Source organism: Huintestinicola sp., assembly GCF_050874005.1.
Taxonomy (GTDB): domain Bacteria; phylum Bacillota; class Clostridia; order Oscillospirales; family Ruminococcaceae; genus Huintestinicola.
In genome coordinates, this window is sequence record NZ_JBNMJV010000018.1 from 36463 (window position 1) to 52631 (window position 16169).

General features: G+C 48.3%; 12 protein-coding genes and 1 pseudogene. 9 read left to right on the top strand and 4 right to left on the bottom strand.

Going from position 1 to position 16169, the window contains the following annotated elements:
• Positions 1–21 precede the first annotated feature (21 nt).
• Complete coding sequence (locus tag ACR0QN_RS07795; RefSeq protein ID WP_432650640.1) at positions 22–1926, top strand: glycoside hydrolase family 127 protein; 1905 nt, start codon at positions 22–24, stop codon at positions 1924–1926.
• Positions 1927–2051: 125 nt separating this feature from the next.
• On the opposite strand, the gene eno is transcribed toward ACR0QN_RS07795, so the two are convergent.
• Both eno and ACR0QN_RS07805 read right to left on the bottom strand, forming a co-directional pair.
• The gene (gene eno / locus ACR0QN_RS07800; protein WP_432650641.1) at positions 2052–3302 is read right to left on the bottom strand and encodes a phosphopyruvate hydratase; all 1251 of its coding nucleotides are present in this window, start codon (positions 3300–3302) and stop codon (positions 2052–2054) included.
• A 57-nt stretch (positions 3303–3359) separates the two neighbouring features.
• Positions 3360–4211 carry a helix-turn-helix domain-containing protein gene (locus ACR0QN_RS07805; RefSeq protein WP_432650642.1) on the bottom strand — a complete coding sequence of 284 codons (852 nt, stop codon included), beginning with the start codon at positions 4209–4211 and terminating at the stop codon, positions 3360–3362.
• A gap of 151 nt (positions 4212–4362) precedes the next feature.
• Between ACR0QN_RS07805 and araA the strand changes: the two genes are divergently transcribed.
• The 6 genes and pseudogenes from araA (at position 4363) to ACR0QN_RS07835 (ending at position 10966) form a co-directional block, all read left to right on the top strand.
• A complete protein-coding gene (gene araA, locus ACR0QN_RS07810) occupies positions 4363–5829 on the top strand; it encodes an L-arabinose isomerase (RefSeq protein WP_432650643.1) in 1467 nt (488 codons plus the stop codon).
• 12 nt (positions 5830–5841) lie between these two features.
• Entirely contained in the window at positions 5842–7428 is a 1587-nt protein-coding gene (locus ACR0QN_RS07815; protein WP_432650644.1) for a xylulokinase, read from the top strand.
• A gap of 19 nt (positions 7429–7447) precedes the next feature.
• On the top strand, positions 7448–8140 hold the full coding sequence (gene araD, locus ACR0QN_RS07820) for an L-ribulose-5-phosphate 4-epimerase (RefSeq protein WP_432650650.1): 693 nt from the start codon (positions 7448–7450) through the stop codon (positions 8138–8140).
• An 18-nt stretch (positions 8141–8158) separates the two neighbouring features.
• Positions 8159–8998 (top strand): annotated as a pseudogene (locus ACR0QN_RS07825) (glycoside hydrolase family 43 protein); the annotation flags it as partial.
• 102 nt (positions 8999–9100) lie between these two features.
• Positions 9101–9634, top strand: a complete 534-nt coding sequence (locus tag ACR0QN_RS07830) for a hypothetical protein (RefSeq protein WP_432650651.1) — start codon at positions 9101–9103, stop codon at positions 9632–9634.
• A gap of 75 nt (positions 9635–9709) precedes the next feature.
• Complete coding sequence (locus ACR0QN_RS07835; protein ID WP_432650645.1) at positions 9710–10966, top strand: glycoside hydrolase family 27 protein; 1257 nt, start codon at positions 9710–9712, stop codon at positions 10964–10966.
• 43 nt (positions 10967–11009) lie between these two features.
• On the opposite strand, the gene ACR0QN_RS07840 is transcribed toward ACR0QN_RS07835, so the two are convergent.
• Together ACR0QN_RS07840 and ACR0QN_RS07845 are read right to left on the bottom strand one after the other, a co-directional pair.
• A complete protein-coding gene (locus ACR0QN_RS07840; protein WP_432650646.1) occupies positions 11010–11354 on the bottom strand; it encodes a type II toxin-antitoxin system PemK/MazF family toxin in 345 nt (114 codons plus the stop codon).
• Positions 11348–11617, bottom strand: coding sequence for a hypothetical protein (locus tag ACR0QN_RS07845; protein WP_432650647.1), 270 nt, complete (start codon positions 11615–11617; stop codon positions 11348–11350). Before ACR0QN_RS07845 ends, ACR0QN_RS07840 begins: the two co-directional genes overlap by 7 nt.
• Before the next feature lie 334 nt (positions 11618–11951).
• Here ACR0QN_RS07845 and ACR0QN_RS07850 point away from each other — a divergent pair, with 334 nt between their 5' ends.
• Positions 11952–13655, top strand: coding sequence for a flagellin (locus ACR0QN_RS07850; protein WP_432650648.1), 1704 nt, complete (start codon positions 11952–11954; stop codon positions 13653–13655).
• 105 nt (positions 13656–13760) lie between these two features.
• Positions 13761–16169, top strand: a 2409-nt coding sequence (locus tag ACR0QN_RS07855) for an IPT/TIG domain-containing protein (protein ID WP_432650649.1), incomplete at its 3' end; no start/stop codon positions are given.

Sequence of the window (16169 nt, forward strand, 5' to 3'; positions counted from 1 at the left end):
TTCTATATGGAGGGAAAACAAATGAAAACTCAGAACAGGATACCCGTTAATGCATACCGCCCTTCGGGGTTTATGGGCAGGTACTGCGAGCTTGTCCGCAAAGAGATGATACCCTATCAGTACAAGGTGCTGTGTGACGAGGCTGAGGACGCCGAGAAAAGCCACGTTGTCGCAAATTTCGTAAACGCAGGAAAGGCACTTCGGGGAGAGGACACGGGAGACGGCTTTTACGGTATGGTCTTTCAGGACAGCGACGCCGCAAAATGGATAGAAGCGGCGGCATATTCCCTTGCCCTGCACCCCGACAAGGAACTTGAAAGCAAGGCTGACGGGCTTATCGAACTTATAGCCGCAGCCCAGGACGAGGACGGCTATCTTAACACACGCTTTACCGTTACCGACAAGGAAAAGCGGTGGACAAACCTTCTTGAGGGACACGAACTTTACTGCTCGGGTCATATGATGGAGGCTGCCTGCGCCTATTTTGAAGCAACGGGAAAGAGAAAGCTTCTTGATGTTATGGAAAAAAATGCGGAGCATATCTACCACCGTTTTATTACCGAAAAAACTCCGGGCTATCCGGGACACCCCGAAGTTGAGCTTGCCCTTATGAAAATGTACCGCACTACAGGCAATGCCCATTGCCTTGAGCTGGCGGAACATTTTATAAACTGCCGTGGCGCTGACCCCGAATACTACGAAAAAGAAAAGGCGGCAAGAGACTGGACCGTCTGGGGCAACAACCCCTGCGACCACGATTATCAGCAAAACGGAAAGCCTGTGAGAGAGCAGTCGGACGCCACGGGACACGCCGTAAGAGCGGTATATCTTTACACGGGAATGGCAGACCTTGCCTCGGAAACGGAGGACAAAGAGCTTTTTGCCGCCTGCCGCCGTTTATGGGAGAGCATTGTGAACAGGCGTATGTATGTTACGGGAGGAATTGGCTCCACCGTTCAGGGAGAGGCTTTTTCCGCCGATTATGACCTTCCCTCCGACACCGCATATTCCGAGACCTGCGCCGCTATAGGTCTTATGTTCTTTGCTTCCCGTATGCTTGAAAACGATGTTGACGGGGAATACGGGGATATTATGGAGAGAGCTTTTTACAACACCGTTCTTGCAGGCATTCAGCTTTACGGCAAGAGGTTTTTCTATGTTAATCCCCTGGAAGCTGTTCCCGGTATTTCGGGTGTGGTGCAGACTCAGAGACACGTGCTCATTACCCGTCCGAAATGGTATGCCTGCGCCTGCTGTCCCCCAAATGCGGCAAGGCTCATTTCCTCGGTGGGGCAGTATGCTTACGGCGAAAAGGACGATATGGTATATTGTCATATGTTCGCCCCGGGAGATGTCACATTCGCAAATGGCATAAAGCTTTCCTGCGAGACAGATTATCCCTACGGCTTTGAAATATCCTACACCGTTTCGGGAAAGGGCAGGCTTGCTGTCAGAATACCCCGTTGGAGCAAAAAATATTCGGTAAGCATAAACGGTTCGGAAACCGCTTGTGAATGTGTAAAGGGCTATGTATATATAAATGTTTCGGACGGGGACAGGATAAATATTTCTCTTGACGGTGCTCCACGCTTTGTATATGCCTCGGAAAAGGTGCCTGCTCTTTCGGGCAAGGCAGCACTCTGCAGAGGACCTCTCGTTTACTGCTTCGAGGGAGCGGATAATGGGGGAGACGTGCTTTCTCTGTCGGCAGATACAACGGGGGAGATATGTCCTATGGGCTTTGATGAGGGACTGCTGGGCGGCACGGAAATGTTAGCCGTAAAAGGCTTCAAGCGTGAGCCGCAGAAGGAGCTTTACTCCTCGGAAACTCCGAAAAAAACTCCCGTCACCCTTTACGCCGTGCCCTACAGCCTGTGGGGAAATCGTGGAGAAAATCAGATGAGAGTATGGGTGAATATCCATTAAAACTATAGTTCAAAAAAATTGCGTAAGCCGTATTTTTAAAGAATAAAGAATAAATAATAAAGAATAAATTATAAACATAATTGCCGCAGGGAACGAATCATTTTTTCGTTCCCTGCGGCACAGCATTATCTTCCGATAATTTCTTCGATACGCAGAAGCCTGTTGTATTTGGCGGTGCGTTCACCTCGTGAGGGTGCGCCCGTTTTTATAAGACCCGTGTTCAGAGCCACAGACAGGTCAGCGATAAATGCGTCCTCCGTTTCACCGCTGCGGTGGGAGATGATTGAGTCAAAGCCGTTTTCCCTTGCCATTCTCACAGCCGCAAGGGTCTCGGAAAGTGTGCCTATCTGATTGAGCTTTATGAGTATGGCATTGCCGCAGCTTTGCTCAATTCCCTTTGCAAGGCGCTCGGTGTTTGTTACAAATAGGTCGTCCCCCACAAGCTTTACTTTATTTCCCAGCTTTTGGGTAAGCCGTTCCCAGCCGCTCCAGTCCTCCTCGTCAAGGGGGTCTTCGATGGAGAGAATGGGGTATTTGGAGCAGATGTCCTCCCACTCGGAAATAAGCTGGTCGGTGGTTCGGGGCAGCTTCTTTTTGGGCATATAATATCCGCCGTTATCTCCCTTCCATTCGCTGGCGGCGGCGTCAAGGGAGATAAGAAAGTCTTTGCCGGGCTTATATCCCGCTCTTTCCACCGCTTCAAGGATAAGTTCAAGCGCCTGTCCCTCGGACTCAAGCTCGGGAGCAAAGCCGCCCTCGTCGCCTACAGCGGTGTTAAGCCCTTTTTCCTTGAGCAGCTGTGCTAAGTGATGAAATACTTCGGAGCACATTCTGAGTCCCTCAGCAAAGCAGCAGGCGCCTTTGGGGAATATCATAAATTCCTGGATATCAAGGTTATTTCCTGCGTGAGCGCCGCCGTTTAAGATGTTCATCATCGGTACGGGGAGCTTTGCGGCATTTGCTCCGCCAAGAAATCTGAACAGGGGCATATCATAGCTTTTTGCCGCTGCGTCGGCGCAGGCAAGGCTGGCGGCAAGAATGGCATTTGCGCCTAAATTTGACTTTTCCTTTGTTCCGTCCAGCTCGATGAGCCTGCGGTCGATGTGCCTTGTATCTGCGGCGTCAAGCCCAGAGATACCTTCCCTGATAATTGTGTTCACGCTCTGGACTGCTTTCAGAACGCCTTTTCCCATATAACGGGAGCCGCCGTCACGAAGCTCAAGCGCCTCGAACTGTCCTGTGCTGGCTCCGCTGGGTGCTCTTCCGAAGCCTACAGAGCCGTCGCAGAGAATGACCTCCGCTTCAACGGTGGGATTTCCACGGGAGTCAAGTATCTCCCTGCCTCTGATATCCGCAATTAGTCTTGATGAATACATATCTATACCCATTCCTTTCGGTTTTATTTGGGGTTAGTATATGCAGTCTGAGTTTATTTACTCACAGGAGATAACAGTTGTGCAGCCGAGGGTGGGGTCAAAGCCTTCCTCGCCGCTTACGGGGCGCAGAAAAATGCTGTCACGGGGCATTGCCTTGGGGCTGTGTCCCGTAAGCTCTCTGAACACACGATTAAAGCTTCGTATGGTGCCGAAGCCGCAGCGGTCTGCTATCTCGGTCATAGTCATACCGCCTTGGGATATCATTTCCGCCGCCGCCGAGACACGAACAATGTTCAGATATTCCGTAAAGGTCATTCCCGACATTCTGTGAAAATATTTGGAAAAATATGGGCGGCTCAGACACATAAATCCCGCAGCTCTGTCAAAGCTGTAATCTCTGTAATTTGCGGCGATATCCTTTATCAGAGCCTTGTACTTGTCACCCGAACGTTCCTCGGTGACAGGCTCGGTGTCACAGGAGCGGTAAAGCTCGGCTATAATTATGAGCGCAAGGCTGTCGGCTATCAGATGTCCATATTCCCTTCCCCGAAGCTCACGCCATATCCTGTCCAGTCTGTCTTTCAGAAGAGGGGCGCCTTCGGAACAGGGACAGCAAAGCTTCCTTCGTCCGTTTATCTGCTCGGTGAAAAGGGGGTCGGCTTTCATTATCCATATTTCGCTGTGGGGCGGGGAGCTTATGTAGTGTATCTCCTCGCTTCGGACAAATACAAATGAACCTTCATTAAGGCTGTAGAGCGTCCTTTCCGACATTACCTCCGCACAGCCCTTTGAGGCAAATATCAGCTCGTGCTCCATATGCCAGTGGGGGAGATTTTTTAGTCCTCTGTATTTATGCACCGAGACCCTTGCCGCTCCCGTAAATGCTCTGCTTTCAAAATTGGCTATCATTTTTTATCCTCCCCTTACTGTTTGTAGAAATTATACCATAAAGGATAACAAATGTCCAGTATAGCTTAACAAAATGCTTGATTTTTTTCTCTTTATCAAATATAATTTATTGTAAGTAAGTTCGGTATCATTATTCGGGAGGAATTTTAAAATGAAAAAGCTTTATTTTATTATCGGCAGTCAGGACCTTTACGGAGCGGAGACACTTATTCAGGCTGAAAAGGACGGCAGGGAGATGGCGGAGTATCTTTGCGGTGAGCTGGGTGATATCGCCGCTGTGGAGGCAATGCCTGTCGTAAAAACTGCCGCAGAGGCTGAGGATATCTGCATCAGGGCAAGCGCAGACAAGGAATGCATAGGCGTTATTATGTGGATGCACACCTTTTCCCCCGCAAAGATGTGGATAAGGGCGCTGCAGGCTCTCTCAAAGCCTATGCTCCATCTTCACACTCAGTATAACGAAAGGTTGCCCTATGACAGCATTGATATGGATTTTATGAATCTCAATCAGTCCGCTCACGGCGACAGGGAATTCGGCTTCATCTGCACAAGGCTGGGCATTAAGCGTGAGGTGGCTGCAGGATATTACAAAAATCCTGACCTTATCGAAAAGCTTCGCAGGTTCGCATATGCTGCAGAGGGAGTGAGCTTCGGCAGGACTATGAGAGTTGCAATGTTTGGCAATAATATGAGAGATGTTGCCGTTACCGACGGTGACAGAGTCGAAAGCGAGATAAAGTACGGCTGGAACGTGAATTACTACGGAATTGGTGACCTCTGTGACATTGCAGACGGGGTGAGCGAGACTGATATTGACGGAAAGATGGCAGAGTATTCCGAGAAGTACGATATGGGCACCGATGACCTTGCTGCTGTAAGAGAGCAGGCAAAGTATGAAATTGCTCTCGAACGCTTTCTTGATAAAGAAAATATCTCCGCATTTACCGATACGTTTCAGGATCTTCACGGCTTGAAGCAGCTTCCCGGACTTGCGGTCCAGAATATTATGGCTAAGGGTACGGGTTTCGGCCCCGAGGGTGACTACAAGACTGCCGCTCTCTGTGCGGTGCTTTGCCGTATGGCGCAGGGCAGGCAGGGCGCAACGGGCTTTATGGAGGATTACACCTATGACCTTGCTGCGGGGGAGGAGAAGGAGCTTGCCGCTCATATGCTGGAGGTGTCTCCCGTATTTGCTGCAAATAAGCCAGAGATACAAGTCCACCCTTTGGGAATAGGCGGAAAGGCTGACCCTGCCCGTCTGGTGTTTGACGGAATCGAGGGAGAGGGCATTGCCGTTTCTATGATCGATATGGGCGACCGCTTCCGTCTTGTTTGTGCGGATATCACCCTTATCAAGCAGCCCGAGCCTATGCCGAAGCTCCCGGTTGCAAGGCTTATGTGGACGCTGAAGCCCGATTTTGCCACATGTGCGGCGGCGTGGATATATGCGGGCGGTGCCCATCACGCTGTTGTTTCCACCGCTCTGGATGCTGAGGATATAAGGCTCTTTGCAAAAATGACCGATACGGAGCTTGTGATTATCAACGACAAGACCGATCTTAATTCCTTCGAGCAGCAGCTTGAGCTTCTTGAAATTAAGGCAAGGCTTAAAAAATAATAACGGAAAGGAATGAGCATTTTGACTATTGCGGAAAAAATTGAAGCGGGACAGACCTATCTCGGCATTGAGCTTGGCTCCACACGTATCAAGGCGGTGCTTATTGACGGCTCCCTTTCACCCATAGCCTCGGGGAGCCACACCTGGGAAAACCGCTTTGAAAACGGTATATGGACATATTCTCTTGATGATATCCACAGCGGCATACAAAGCTGCTACAGATCTCTCTGCGCCGAAATTAAGGAAAGGTACGGAGTTTTGCCACGCAAATTCGGTGCAATGGGCGTTTCGGCTATGATGCACGGGCTTATGGCGTTTGACAAGTGCGATAAGCTGCTGGTTCCCTTTCGCACCTGGAGAAATACCTGCACCGCACAGGCTGCAGAGGAGCTTACAGCGCTTTTTGATTTTAATATCCCCCAGCGTTGGAGTGCGGCACATTTTTATCAGGCGGTACTTAACGGTGAGAGTTTTATTCCCGAGACTTCTTACATAACCACACTTGCAGGCTATATCCATTACCGTCTCACAGGGGTAAAGGCGGTGGGAATCGGCGAGGCTTCGGGAATGTTCCCCGTAAGCGGCGGCGGATATGATAAGGAAATGCTCGACAAAATGAACGGTCTTCTTGAAAAGAAGGGCGTTTCCCTTAAAATGGAGGATATCCTGCCCTCTGTAATGAACGCAGGAGAAAGGGGAGCGGTGCTGACGGACGAGGGAGCAGCATTTCTTGACCCGACGGGAATGCTTCAGAGCGGCGTTCCTCTCTGCCCTCCCGAGGGAGACGCAGGTACGGGTATGACTGCCACAAATTCCGTTCGTCCCAGAACGGGAAATATCTCCGCAGGCACTTCTGTTTTTTCAATGCTGGTAATGGACAAGCCTCTTGAAGGCTGTTATCCCGAGATAGATATGGTCACCACGCCCGACGGTGCGCCTGTGGCTATGGTGCACTGCAACAACTGCTGCTCCGAGCTTGATTTCTGGGTCAAGATGTTCGGGGAGTTCGGGTCGCTTTCGGGAAATGCTGTTGACACGTCAGAGCTGTATGAGCTTCTTTATACTAATGCAATGAAGGCAGACCCCGCCTGCGGCGGCATTACAGCCTATAATTTCCTTTCGGGAGAGCCTGCTGTGGGTGTGGAAACGGGCAGACCTATGTACTTACGCACCCCGGACAGTACGCCGAGCCTTGGTAATTTTTTTCGTGCAGAGCTTTATTCGTCCATAGCTTCTCTTAAAATTGGAATGGATATACTTTTTGAAAAGGAAAACGTTTTGGCAGATGGCTTTACGGGTCACGGGGGACTTTTCAAGGTGAAGGGTGCGGCTCAGCAGATACTTTCGGATGCTTTGAATGTTCCCGTTTCGGTAATGACTACCGCAGGAGAGGGCGGCGCCTGGGGAATGGCGCTTCTTGCGGCGTATATGGTTCTCGGAAAGGGAAAATCCCTTCCCGAATGGCTTGACAGCGGGGTTTTCGCCTCTGTCGAAAAGACGACCCTTTATCCCGATGAAAAGGGCAGAGAGGGATTTAATGAATTTATGAAACGTTATGTAAGCGGCCTTTCCGCCGAGAGAGCCGCTTGTGCAGAATGATGAAAGGCAGGTTTATAAAATGCTTGAAGAGCTTAAACGTGAGGTCTGCGAGGCAAATCTTCTTCTTCCCGAATATGGGCTTGTTACATTTACCTGGGGGAATGTTTCCGCTGTTGACAGGGAACGGGGACTTGTGGTGATAAAGCCGTCGGGAGTTTCCTACAAGGGTATGAAGCCGGAGGATATGACGGTAGTTGACCTTGAGACGGGAAAGGTAGCTGAGGGGCAGTACAAGCCTTCTAGCGACACTCCCACACATCTTGAACTGTACAGAGCCTTTGAGGGCATTGGCGGCATTGTTCACACCCACAGCCGCTGGGCGACCTCTTTTGCACAGGCAGGCAGGGGCATCATTCCTATGGGCACCACTCAGGGGGATTATTTTTACGGCGAGATCCCCTGCACAAGGGCAATGACCCCCGAGGAGATAGGCGGAGAATATGAAAAGGAGACGGGAAAGGTCATTATCGAAGCCTTTGAAGGCATTGACCCCGTAACAATTCCCGCAGTCCTCGTAAAAAGTCACGGCCCTTTTACCTGGGGAGCAGATGCTATGGAGGCGGTGCATAATGCTGTTGTGCTTGAGGAAATTGCCTTTATGAATTATCACGCTATGTCAATAAATCCGGACGCAGAGCGTATGCAGCAGGAGCTTCTTGACAGGCATTACCTTCGTAAGCACGGTGCAAACGCATATTACGGTCAGAACTAAAATTTTAGGAGAATGGATATGAAATATACAAATCCCGTAGTAAAAGGCTTTTACCCCGACCCCTCGGTATGCGAGTACAAGGGTAAATATTATATGGTGTGCAGCTCCTTTCAGTATTTCCCGGGAGTGCCCCTTTTTGAGAGCGATGACCTTGTGAACTGGGAGCAGATAGGACACGTGCTTACCCGCAGGTCACAGGTTATGCTTGAGAAGATAAACAGCTCGGGTTGAGTGTTTGCTCCCACCATACGATGCAATAACGGCAGATTTTATATGGTAACCACCAATGACACCACTCACGAGAATTTCTATGTGTATACAGATGATATTTACGGAGAATGGTCGGAGCCTGTGACTGTCGATCAGGGTGGCATTGACCCGTCTTTGCTTTTTGACGATGACGGTAAGGTCTATTTTATCAGCAACGGCACGGACGAATACGGCAGGAGCGGAGTTTGTGAGTGTGAGATAAACATTGAAACGGGTGAAAAGCTCACCCCGACAAAATGCATATGGCAGGGCTCCGGTGGAAGATACCTTGAAAGCCCCCATATGTACAAAATAAACGGGGAATACTATCTCATGGCGGCAGAGGGCGGCACAGAGTACGGTCATATGATAACCTACGCAAGAGGAAATTCGCCCTGGGGAGAGTTTGAGAATTACCCTCACAATCCCGTTCTCACAAACCGAAACAAGGCTCCCTTTATCATTCAGGGTATCGGTCACGGCGACCTTATTCGGGATAAAAACGGGGAGTGGCACATTCTTTGTCTCGGGTTCAGGCAGATACATATGTGGATGCCTTATCATCATCTGGGCAGGGAGGTTTTCCTTATTCCTGCAAGGTTTGATGACGAGGGCTGGTTTACTGCGGGAAATGACGGCACCTGTGATGCTGAGTACGAGATATCGGGTGACTTTGAGCAATGCGAGCAGAAGCATTACGATATTTCGGATATGAAGGGCGTTTACCGCTGTTTCCTTCGTCACCCTCATAGGTCGGATTACGATTTTTCGGGGGACGGAATTGTTCTGCACGGTACGGACATCACCCTTGATGATGTGGATTCGCCCACTTTTGTGGGTATCCGTCAGCGTGATTTTGATATGGAGCTTACTGCGGATATCTGCGTTTCGGCGGGCGAGGGCGGCGTGACCGTTTATTCCTGCGAGAACGAGCATTACGATATCGCTGTGAGAAAGTCGGACGGTGGTTTTGAGGCGGTGCTGAGGCTTAACATCGGCGGCATAAAGCATATTCAGAATACCGTTCCTCTTAATTCGGGAAAGGCAAGGCTTATTATCCGCTCGGACAGTATGTTTTATAATTTCTATGTTTCGGGAAATGGCGATGAAATCCATCTCGGCTGCGGACAATCAAAATATCTCTCAAGCGAGGTATCGGGAGGCTTTACGGGAGTTGTTCTCGGGCTGTATGCTGTGGGGGGACAGGCGGAATTTTCGGACTTTGATATTAAGTATGAGGACTGATATCGGTATTTTACATTGACATAATGTGCAGCTTTATGTATAATAAAATAAAATCACACCGAAAGGAAAATCAATATGAACAATACATCACCTATGGGCTGGAACAGCTGGGACTGCTACGGTGCGGCTGTTACCGAGGATATTGTAAGGCAGAACGCCGATTTTATGGCAAAGTATCTCAAGCAGTACGGCTGGGAATACATAGTCGTTGACATTCAGTGGAGTGCGCCCAATGCTAAAAATCACGAGTATGACCCATTTACGGAGCTTTGTATGGACGAGTATTCCCGTCTTATACCTGCGGAGAACCGCTTTCCCTCGGCGGCAGGGGGAAAGGGCTTTGCTCCTCTGGCAGAATATGTTCACTCTCTGGGGCTGAAATTCGGCATACATATAATGAGAGGTATTCCCCGTCAGGCTGTTCACAGGAACACCAAGATAAAGGGTACGGACAAGACTGCCCGTGAAATTGCCAAGACTGCAAGCATATGCGCATGGAACACGGATATGTACGGCGTTGACCCCGAAAAAGACGGTGCAAGGGCTTACTATGACAGTATTTTCGAGCTGTATGCAAGCTGGGGCGTGGATTTTATCAAGTGCGACGATATTGCCAGGGAGCTTCCTCACGAGGAGGGGGAGCTTATTATGCTGAGCGAAGCACTCAGGGGCTGCGGACGGGAGATGATACTCAGTCTTTCTCCGGGTCCTGCCCTGCTTGAGAAGGCGGAGCTTTACAAGCAGGTCTCCAATATGTGGCGAATTACCGACGATTTCTGGGATAAGTGGGAGCTTTTATATGCAATGTTTGAGCGTGCGGAAAAGTGGTGCACACATTCGGGCGGGGGACATTGGCCCGATGCGGATATGCTGCCAATAGGTGCGATTTTGCAGGATTATGACAAGGCAAACCGCACAAAGTTCACCGAGGACGAGCAGATAACTATGCTTACCTTATGGAGTATTTTCCGTTCTCCTCTTATGATAGGCGGAGAAATGACGAGCTTTGACGAGTTTACTATGAGCCTGCTGACAAATGAGGGCATTCTTAAAATGCACAAAAATGCCCGTCACTCACATCAGGTATGGAGACGGGTGATAGGCGGCAGCGAGTTTATTCTGTGGGCGGCGGCCGACAGCGAGGGCGGCGGTTATTTTGCTGTGTTCAATGCGGGTGAGAATGACGGCTGCGTGAAGATCGACCTTGCCGATCTTGAAGCGGGGGAGCGGCTTTCCTGCACCGAGCTTTGGAGCGGGGAGAGGTCTGAGTTGGACGGGGCGGCGGAGATAGATCTGCCGGCTCACGGGGCTAAGGCGTTCAGATTTGAGTAACAGAAAATGAAAAGAGGAGAAGTGGGTGCTTCTCCTCTAATTTTTACAAATCAAAATAATTTCTGCAGGCTTCTGATATTTTTTCTCTTGCCTTCTCATCGTTCAAAGTGCTGACTTTATTTTTTAATCTGCTGTGCGAAACAGTCCGTATCTGCTGAACCATAGCAACGGACAATTTAGGAAGTCCGCTTACCTCGGGGGTCAATATCACCTCTGTGGGGTATATTTTGCTCCCTTCTTTTACGCTTGAAAGCGGCAGAACTGTGGAGACGGTCAGATTATGATTTACGCTGTCGGTAGAGACAACAAGCACAGGACGGGTGCCTCTCTGTTCGCTTCCCTCAGTTGGGTCAAGACTGCAGAAGTATATTTCCCATTTGCTTACCATTCGCCCTGCACCTCGCTGTCTGCATAGCTGAAATCATCGGCACAGCTCATAGTTCTTTTTATAAATTCTTCGTCCTTTGCGGCTTCTTTCATAAGTTCGTCGTACTGCTTCTTTTTTGCCTGCTTTAAATACTCGTCCACAGCCTGACGGATTGCAAAATTTACGGACGGTATCTGTCCCGAGCTTGCAAGGGCTTTCAGTTCGTCAAGAGCATAGATCGGCAGGGTGGCGGTGTATCTTGCGGTCTGGGTATTGTTCATCATTGTTCATCACCTCATAATTTATTATACTGCGGATATGAGGAATTGTCAATGATTTTATGATGATTATTTTGATGACATTTTATACATCAATTATAGAGCTGAATTTTGAATAAAATGCCCTTTGAAAAAATCCAAAAAAATTTTCCAAAAAAGCTAAAGTTTTTGGAAAGCCTGCCGATATATATAACAGAAGCGAGGGGAAAAGGAAATCCCCCGAGGGCAAGATGCCCGGGACGGTCGCTCAGAGCCTAAGTTCGGCGGACGGTCTGAATCGCGATAGGAACGGAACCCGACAGACAGGCAAAATCAATAATTTAATCAGGAGGATTTTATTATGGTAGTACAGCACAACATTTCCGCTATGAATGCGAACAGATACTTCGGTATCAACAACTCCGGTCTTTCCAAGTCTCTCGAAAAGCTTTCTTCCGGCTACGCAATCAACCGTGCAGGCGATAACGCTGCAGGTCTCGCAGTTTCCGAGAAGATGAGAGCTCAGATCTCCGGTCTTACACAGGCTTCCAAGAACGCTGAGGACGGTATCTCAATGATCCAGACCTTTGAAGGCGCTCTCCAGGAAACAGACTCCATTCTCCAGAGAATGAGAACACTGGCTGTTCAGTCCGCTAACGGCACATATCAGGACGATGTTGACCGTGAGGCTATCCAGCTCGAGTTTGATCAGCTCAACGACGAACTCAACCAGATCGCTGACACAGACTTCAACGGCGTTATCGTTCTTAACGGCGGTCAGATGTCTGACGGCGTTACAGCTGACGGCAACGGCAAGATCGATTATTCTACAGCTAAGCGCAGCGCTCAGCAGGTTGGTACTGCAGGCGGCTTCGTAAAGGCTATCGGTGTTGACGGATATACAGGCACTACTGAAGAAACAGTTACATTTACTGCTGATGTTGATGCAGACGGCAAGGTTACTTGGACCAAGCCCGATTCCGCTGCAGGCGCTCTTGATATGAACGACGATAACGGTGGTTTCTCCTATGCAGGTGCAACTGTTCATATCGACTCTACAAAGATCGTTGCAGGCGACACTGTAACAATAAACTTCAAGCCTGAGGTTGCTGCTAAGGCTCATACTTCTGAGGTTGTAGGTTCTACAACAGATGAAGGTACAACAGGCGACGGCGGTATCACAGCTGTACCCGCACTTACAATTGAAGATGATATTGTAACATCCAAAGCTATTGCTGATGCAGTTAATGCTCTTAACGGTATGACTGTTGAGACTACAACTACTAAGGGTTCCGATGTTGTTTCAACAAAGGTCAACGGTGCTGCAATTCCCAATGCTGCTGATACTTGGGCAGAGATCGCAACAACCGAAGATGGTTCTGTAAGGATCGACCAGAACGGCAATATCAACTTCTTCGCTGTTGGCGATACTACCGGTGTTAAGATCGCTGAACTTGCTGAAGCTGAAGTTGCTGGCGGTAAAGTACAGGCCGGTACTGCTAAAACTGTGATCAATGTATCTCAGGCAAGCTACACACCTAAGCAGAAGGCTCAGATCAAGGTGATCGAGCCCGAGGCTAAGGTTTCCCAGTCCAACTCCAACTACGCTTCCACAGCAGTTCTTACATACACCGACAACATCACTCTTCAGGCAGGCGCAAGAACTAAGGACAGTGTAAACTTCACATTTGCTTACAACTCCAACGGTCTTGGCGAGCTCGACGCTAACCTTGACTGCTCCGCAAGAGGTCTTGGAACAGACAAGCTCTCCCTCGCTACACAGGAAGACGCTAACGCTGCTATCGACAAGATCGACAACGCTATCAACAAGGTATCTATGGTTCGTGCAAGCTTCGGTGCTATGCAGAACAGACTCGAGCACAAGATCGCTAACCTCGATACCAACAACGAGAACCTCACAGCTGCTGAGTCTCGTATCCGTGATACCGATATGGCTAAGGAAATGACCAACTTCACAAAGAACCAGATCCTCAGCCAGGCTTCTCAGGCAATGCTTGCTCAGGCAAACCAGCTGCCTCAGGGCGTTCTCCAGCTCCTCGGCTAATTTTAGCTAAGGTTTCTTGAGAATAATTAAGTAAGCGATAGAGGGCGCCGCTCCATAAGGGGCGGCGCTTTTTTAAAAAAACAATTGTAGAAGAGAGATGTTTGTATGAGTTTACAAATTAAGATGAAGAAATGCGTATCTTTTCTTGTTGCGGCAGTTATGTCTCTTTCCTTGCTTGTTATGCCGGGGGGAAATGTATCGGCGTTCATTACACAGGTTGAAACCAATATCTCGGTTTCAAGCAATACAATAAAAACATCCTCGGATGTTATTGACGTTAATGTTGCATTAACGGGTATACCTATCAAAAGCATTGTTAAGCCTAATGATGTTGTACTGCTCATCGACCGTTCTACCAGTATGGAGGACGATTATGATAATATGATCGAAGCTGCAAGAAGCTTTGTGAATAATATTGATTATACTTATCACAGAGTCGGAATTGTTGCTTATAGTACAAAGGAAACCAGCAAAATACAAAATTTGACAAATAGCGCTTCGGAATTAAAAGCTTTTCTGGACGAGCTGCAGAATGAAGGCGTTAGGGGAAATACCGCAATGGCTGAGGCTATTAAGGAAGCAGACGATATGCTTACTGCAGGCAAACGCACAGATGCACAGGGAATAATCGTCCTTATGACTGATGGCTTGCCAACTACCGGAGATCCTGTGCCAAATTCTGAAACCGCCAAAAATCACGGTAATTTCTTTTTTACCGTTGCACTTTCAGCACCAAACAGTGCTGCTGACGAGAGACTGAAAAAAATGGCTACTTCTGAGTCAGACCATTATTCTGTGTTCTATTCAAGCAAGCTTTCTCAGGTTTATAATGCAATTTCCGAAAAGATCGGCGACTATAATGCTACCGATCTGGTAATTACTCAGAAAATCGATCCTGCGTTTGACCTTGTGGCAGGCTCTGCCGATGATACAATTCCAAAGCCAACATCTGTAAGCAGCGATAAAATAGTCTGGAATATGGATCAGCTTACGACAGGTACTTCTTCTCTGCATTACAGCATAAATATAAAATCAACTGCACCTAACGGAACATATGAATGCGGAGCAGGTACAGTAAGCTACAAAGATCATAATGGTTGTATCCAGACTTTGGATTTTACCCCTGTATATATTAAGAATGAATACATTTCTTTTTCCGTTACCGGTATAACCCCGGATAATGCTTCTGCCGGAGCTTCTCCTGCAGTAACTATAAGCGGCACAGGCTTTACTGCCGATGCTGTTGTAAAAATAGGTACAAAGCAGGCTGATAATATCGTTGTAAATAGTGATGGAACATCAATAACCTGTATTCTTCCTTCCAAGTCGGCAGGTACTTATCAGGTGGCTGTAATCGACGGAACGGAAAAAGGCTACATTGATTTTACTTATACGTCAGTTCCTCCAAAGCCGGCTATGACAGTTACGTCAATTTCTCCCGAAACAGCCGAAGAAAATACAACTCCTGCGGTAACGATTACAGGTACGGGATTTACCGAAAGCACATCAGTCAAGATAGGTACAAAGAGCGCATCAAATATAGTTGTGAGCGCAGACGGAACATCAATAACTTGTAATCTTCCTTCAAAATCGGCAGGCACTTATCAGGTAGCCGTAATTGAAGGAACAGAGACAGAATATATTGATTTTACCTATACAGCAAAAGCACCCGAGCCCGGACTGACTGTTACGGCGATCTCGCCCGAAACTGCGGAAGAAAAAACCACTCCTGCAGTAACTATAACAGGCACAGGATTTAAGGACACCACGTCGGTCAAGATAGGTACAAAGAAAGCGTCGAATATAGTTGTTAGCGCAGATGGAACATCAATAACTTGTAATCTTCCTTCAAAATCGGCAGGCACATATTCCGTAGCCGTAATTGAAGGCACAGAGACAAAAAATATTGATTTTACCTATACGGTAAAGGCACCCGAGCCCAGACTAACTGTTACCGCTATCAATCCCGGCACCGCAGAAGAAGATACTACTCCTGCAGTAACGATCACAGGTACGGGATTTACCGACAGCACATCAGTCAAGATAGGTACAAAGAGCGCATCGAATATAGTTGTAAGCGCAGACGGAACATCAATAACTTGTAATCTTCCTTCAAAATCGGCAGGCACATATTCCGTAGTCGTAATTGAAGGAACAGAAAAGGGATATATTGATTTTACCTATACGGCAAAGGCACCCGAGCCCGGATTTACTGTTACCGCTATCAATCCCGGCACCGCAGAAGAGAAAACAACACCTGCAGTAACGATCACAGGTACGGGATTTACCGACAGCACATCAGTCAAGATAGGCACAAAGAGCGCATCGAATATAGTTGTGAGCGCAGACGGAACATCAATAACTTGTAATCTCCCTTCAAAATCGGCAGGCACATATTCCGTAGCCGTAATTGTAGGCACAGAGACAAAATATATTGATTTTACCTATACGGCAAAGGCACCCGAGCCCGGATTTACTGTTACCGCTATCAATCCCGGCACCGCAGAAGAAGAT

Excerpts from the sequence above, each read along its gene's own strand:
- ACR0QN_RS07840 (WP_432650646.1), bottom strand. The coding sequence starts at position 11,354 with ATGGTAAGCAAATGGGAAATATACTTCTGCAGTCTTGACCCAACTGAG.
- ACR0QN_RS07795 (WP_432650640.1), top strand. The coding sequence starts at position 22 with ATGAAAACTCAGAACAGGATACCCGTTAATGCATACCGCCCTTCGGGG.
- ACR0QN_RS07835 (WP_432650645.1), top strand. The coding sequence starts at position 9,710 with ATGAACAATACATCACCTATGGGCTGGAACAGCTGGGACTGCTACGGT.
- araD (WP_432650650.1), top strand. The coding sequence starts at position 7,448 with ATGCTTGAAGAGCTTAAACGTGAGGTCTGCGAGGCAAATCTTCTTCTT.
- ACR0QN_RS07805 (WP_432650642.1), bottom strand. The coding sequence starts at position 4,211 with ATGATAGCCAATTTTGAAAGCAGAGCATTTACGGGAGCGGCAAGGGTC.
- araA (WP_432650643.1), top strand. The coding sequence starts at position 4,363 with ATGAAAAAGCTTTATTTTATTATCGGCAGTCAGGACCTTTACGGAGCG.
- ACR0QN_RS07845 (WP_432650647.1), bottom strand. The coding sequence starts at position 11,617 with ATGATGAACAATACCCAGACCGCAAGATACACCGCCACCCTGCCGATC.
- ACR0QN_RS07830 (WP_432650651.1), top strand. The coding sequence starts at position 9,101 with ATGAAGGGCGTTTACCGCTGTTTCCTTCGTCACCCTCATAGGTCGGAT.
- ACR0QN_RS07815 (WP_432650644.1), top strand. The coding sequence starts at position 5,842 with ATGAGCATTTTGACTATTGCGGAAAAAATTGAAGCGGGACAGACCTAT.
- eno (WP_432650641.1), bottom strand. The coding sequence starts at position 3,302 with ATGTATTCATCAAGACTAATTGCGGATATCAGAGGCAGGGAGATACTT.
- ACR0QN_RS07850 (WP_432650648.1), top strand. The coding sequence starts at position 11,952 with ATGGTAGTACAGCACAACATTTCCGCTATGAATGCGAACAGATACTTC.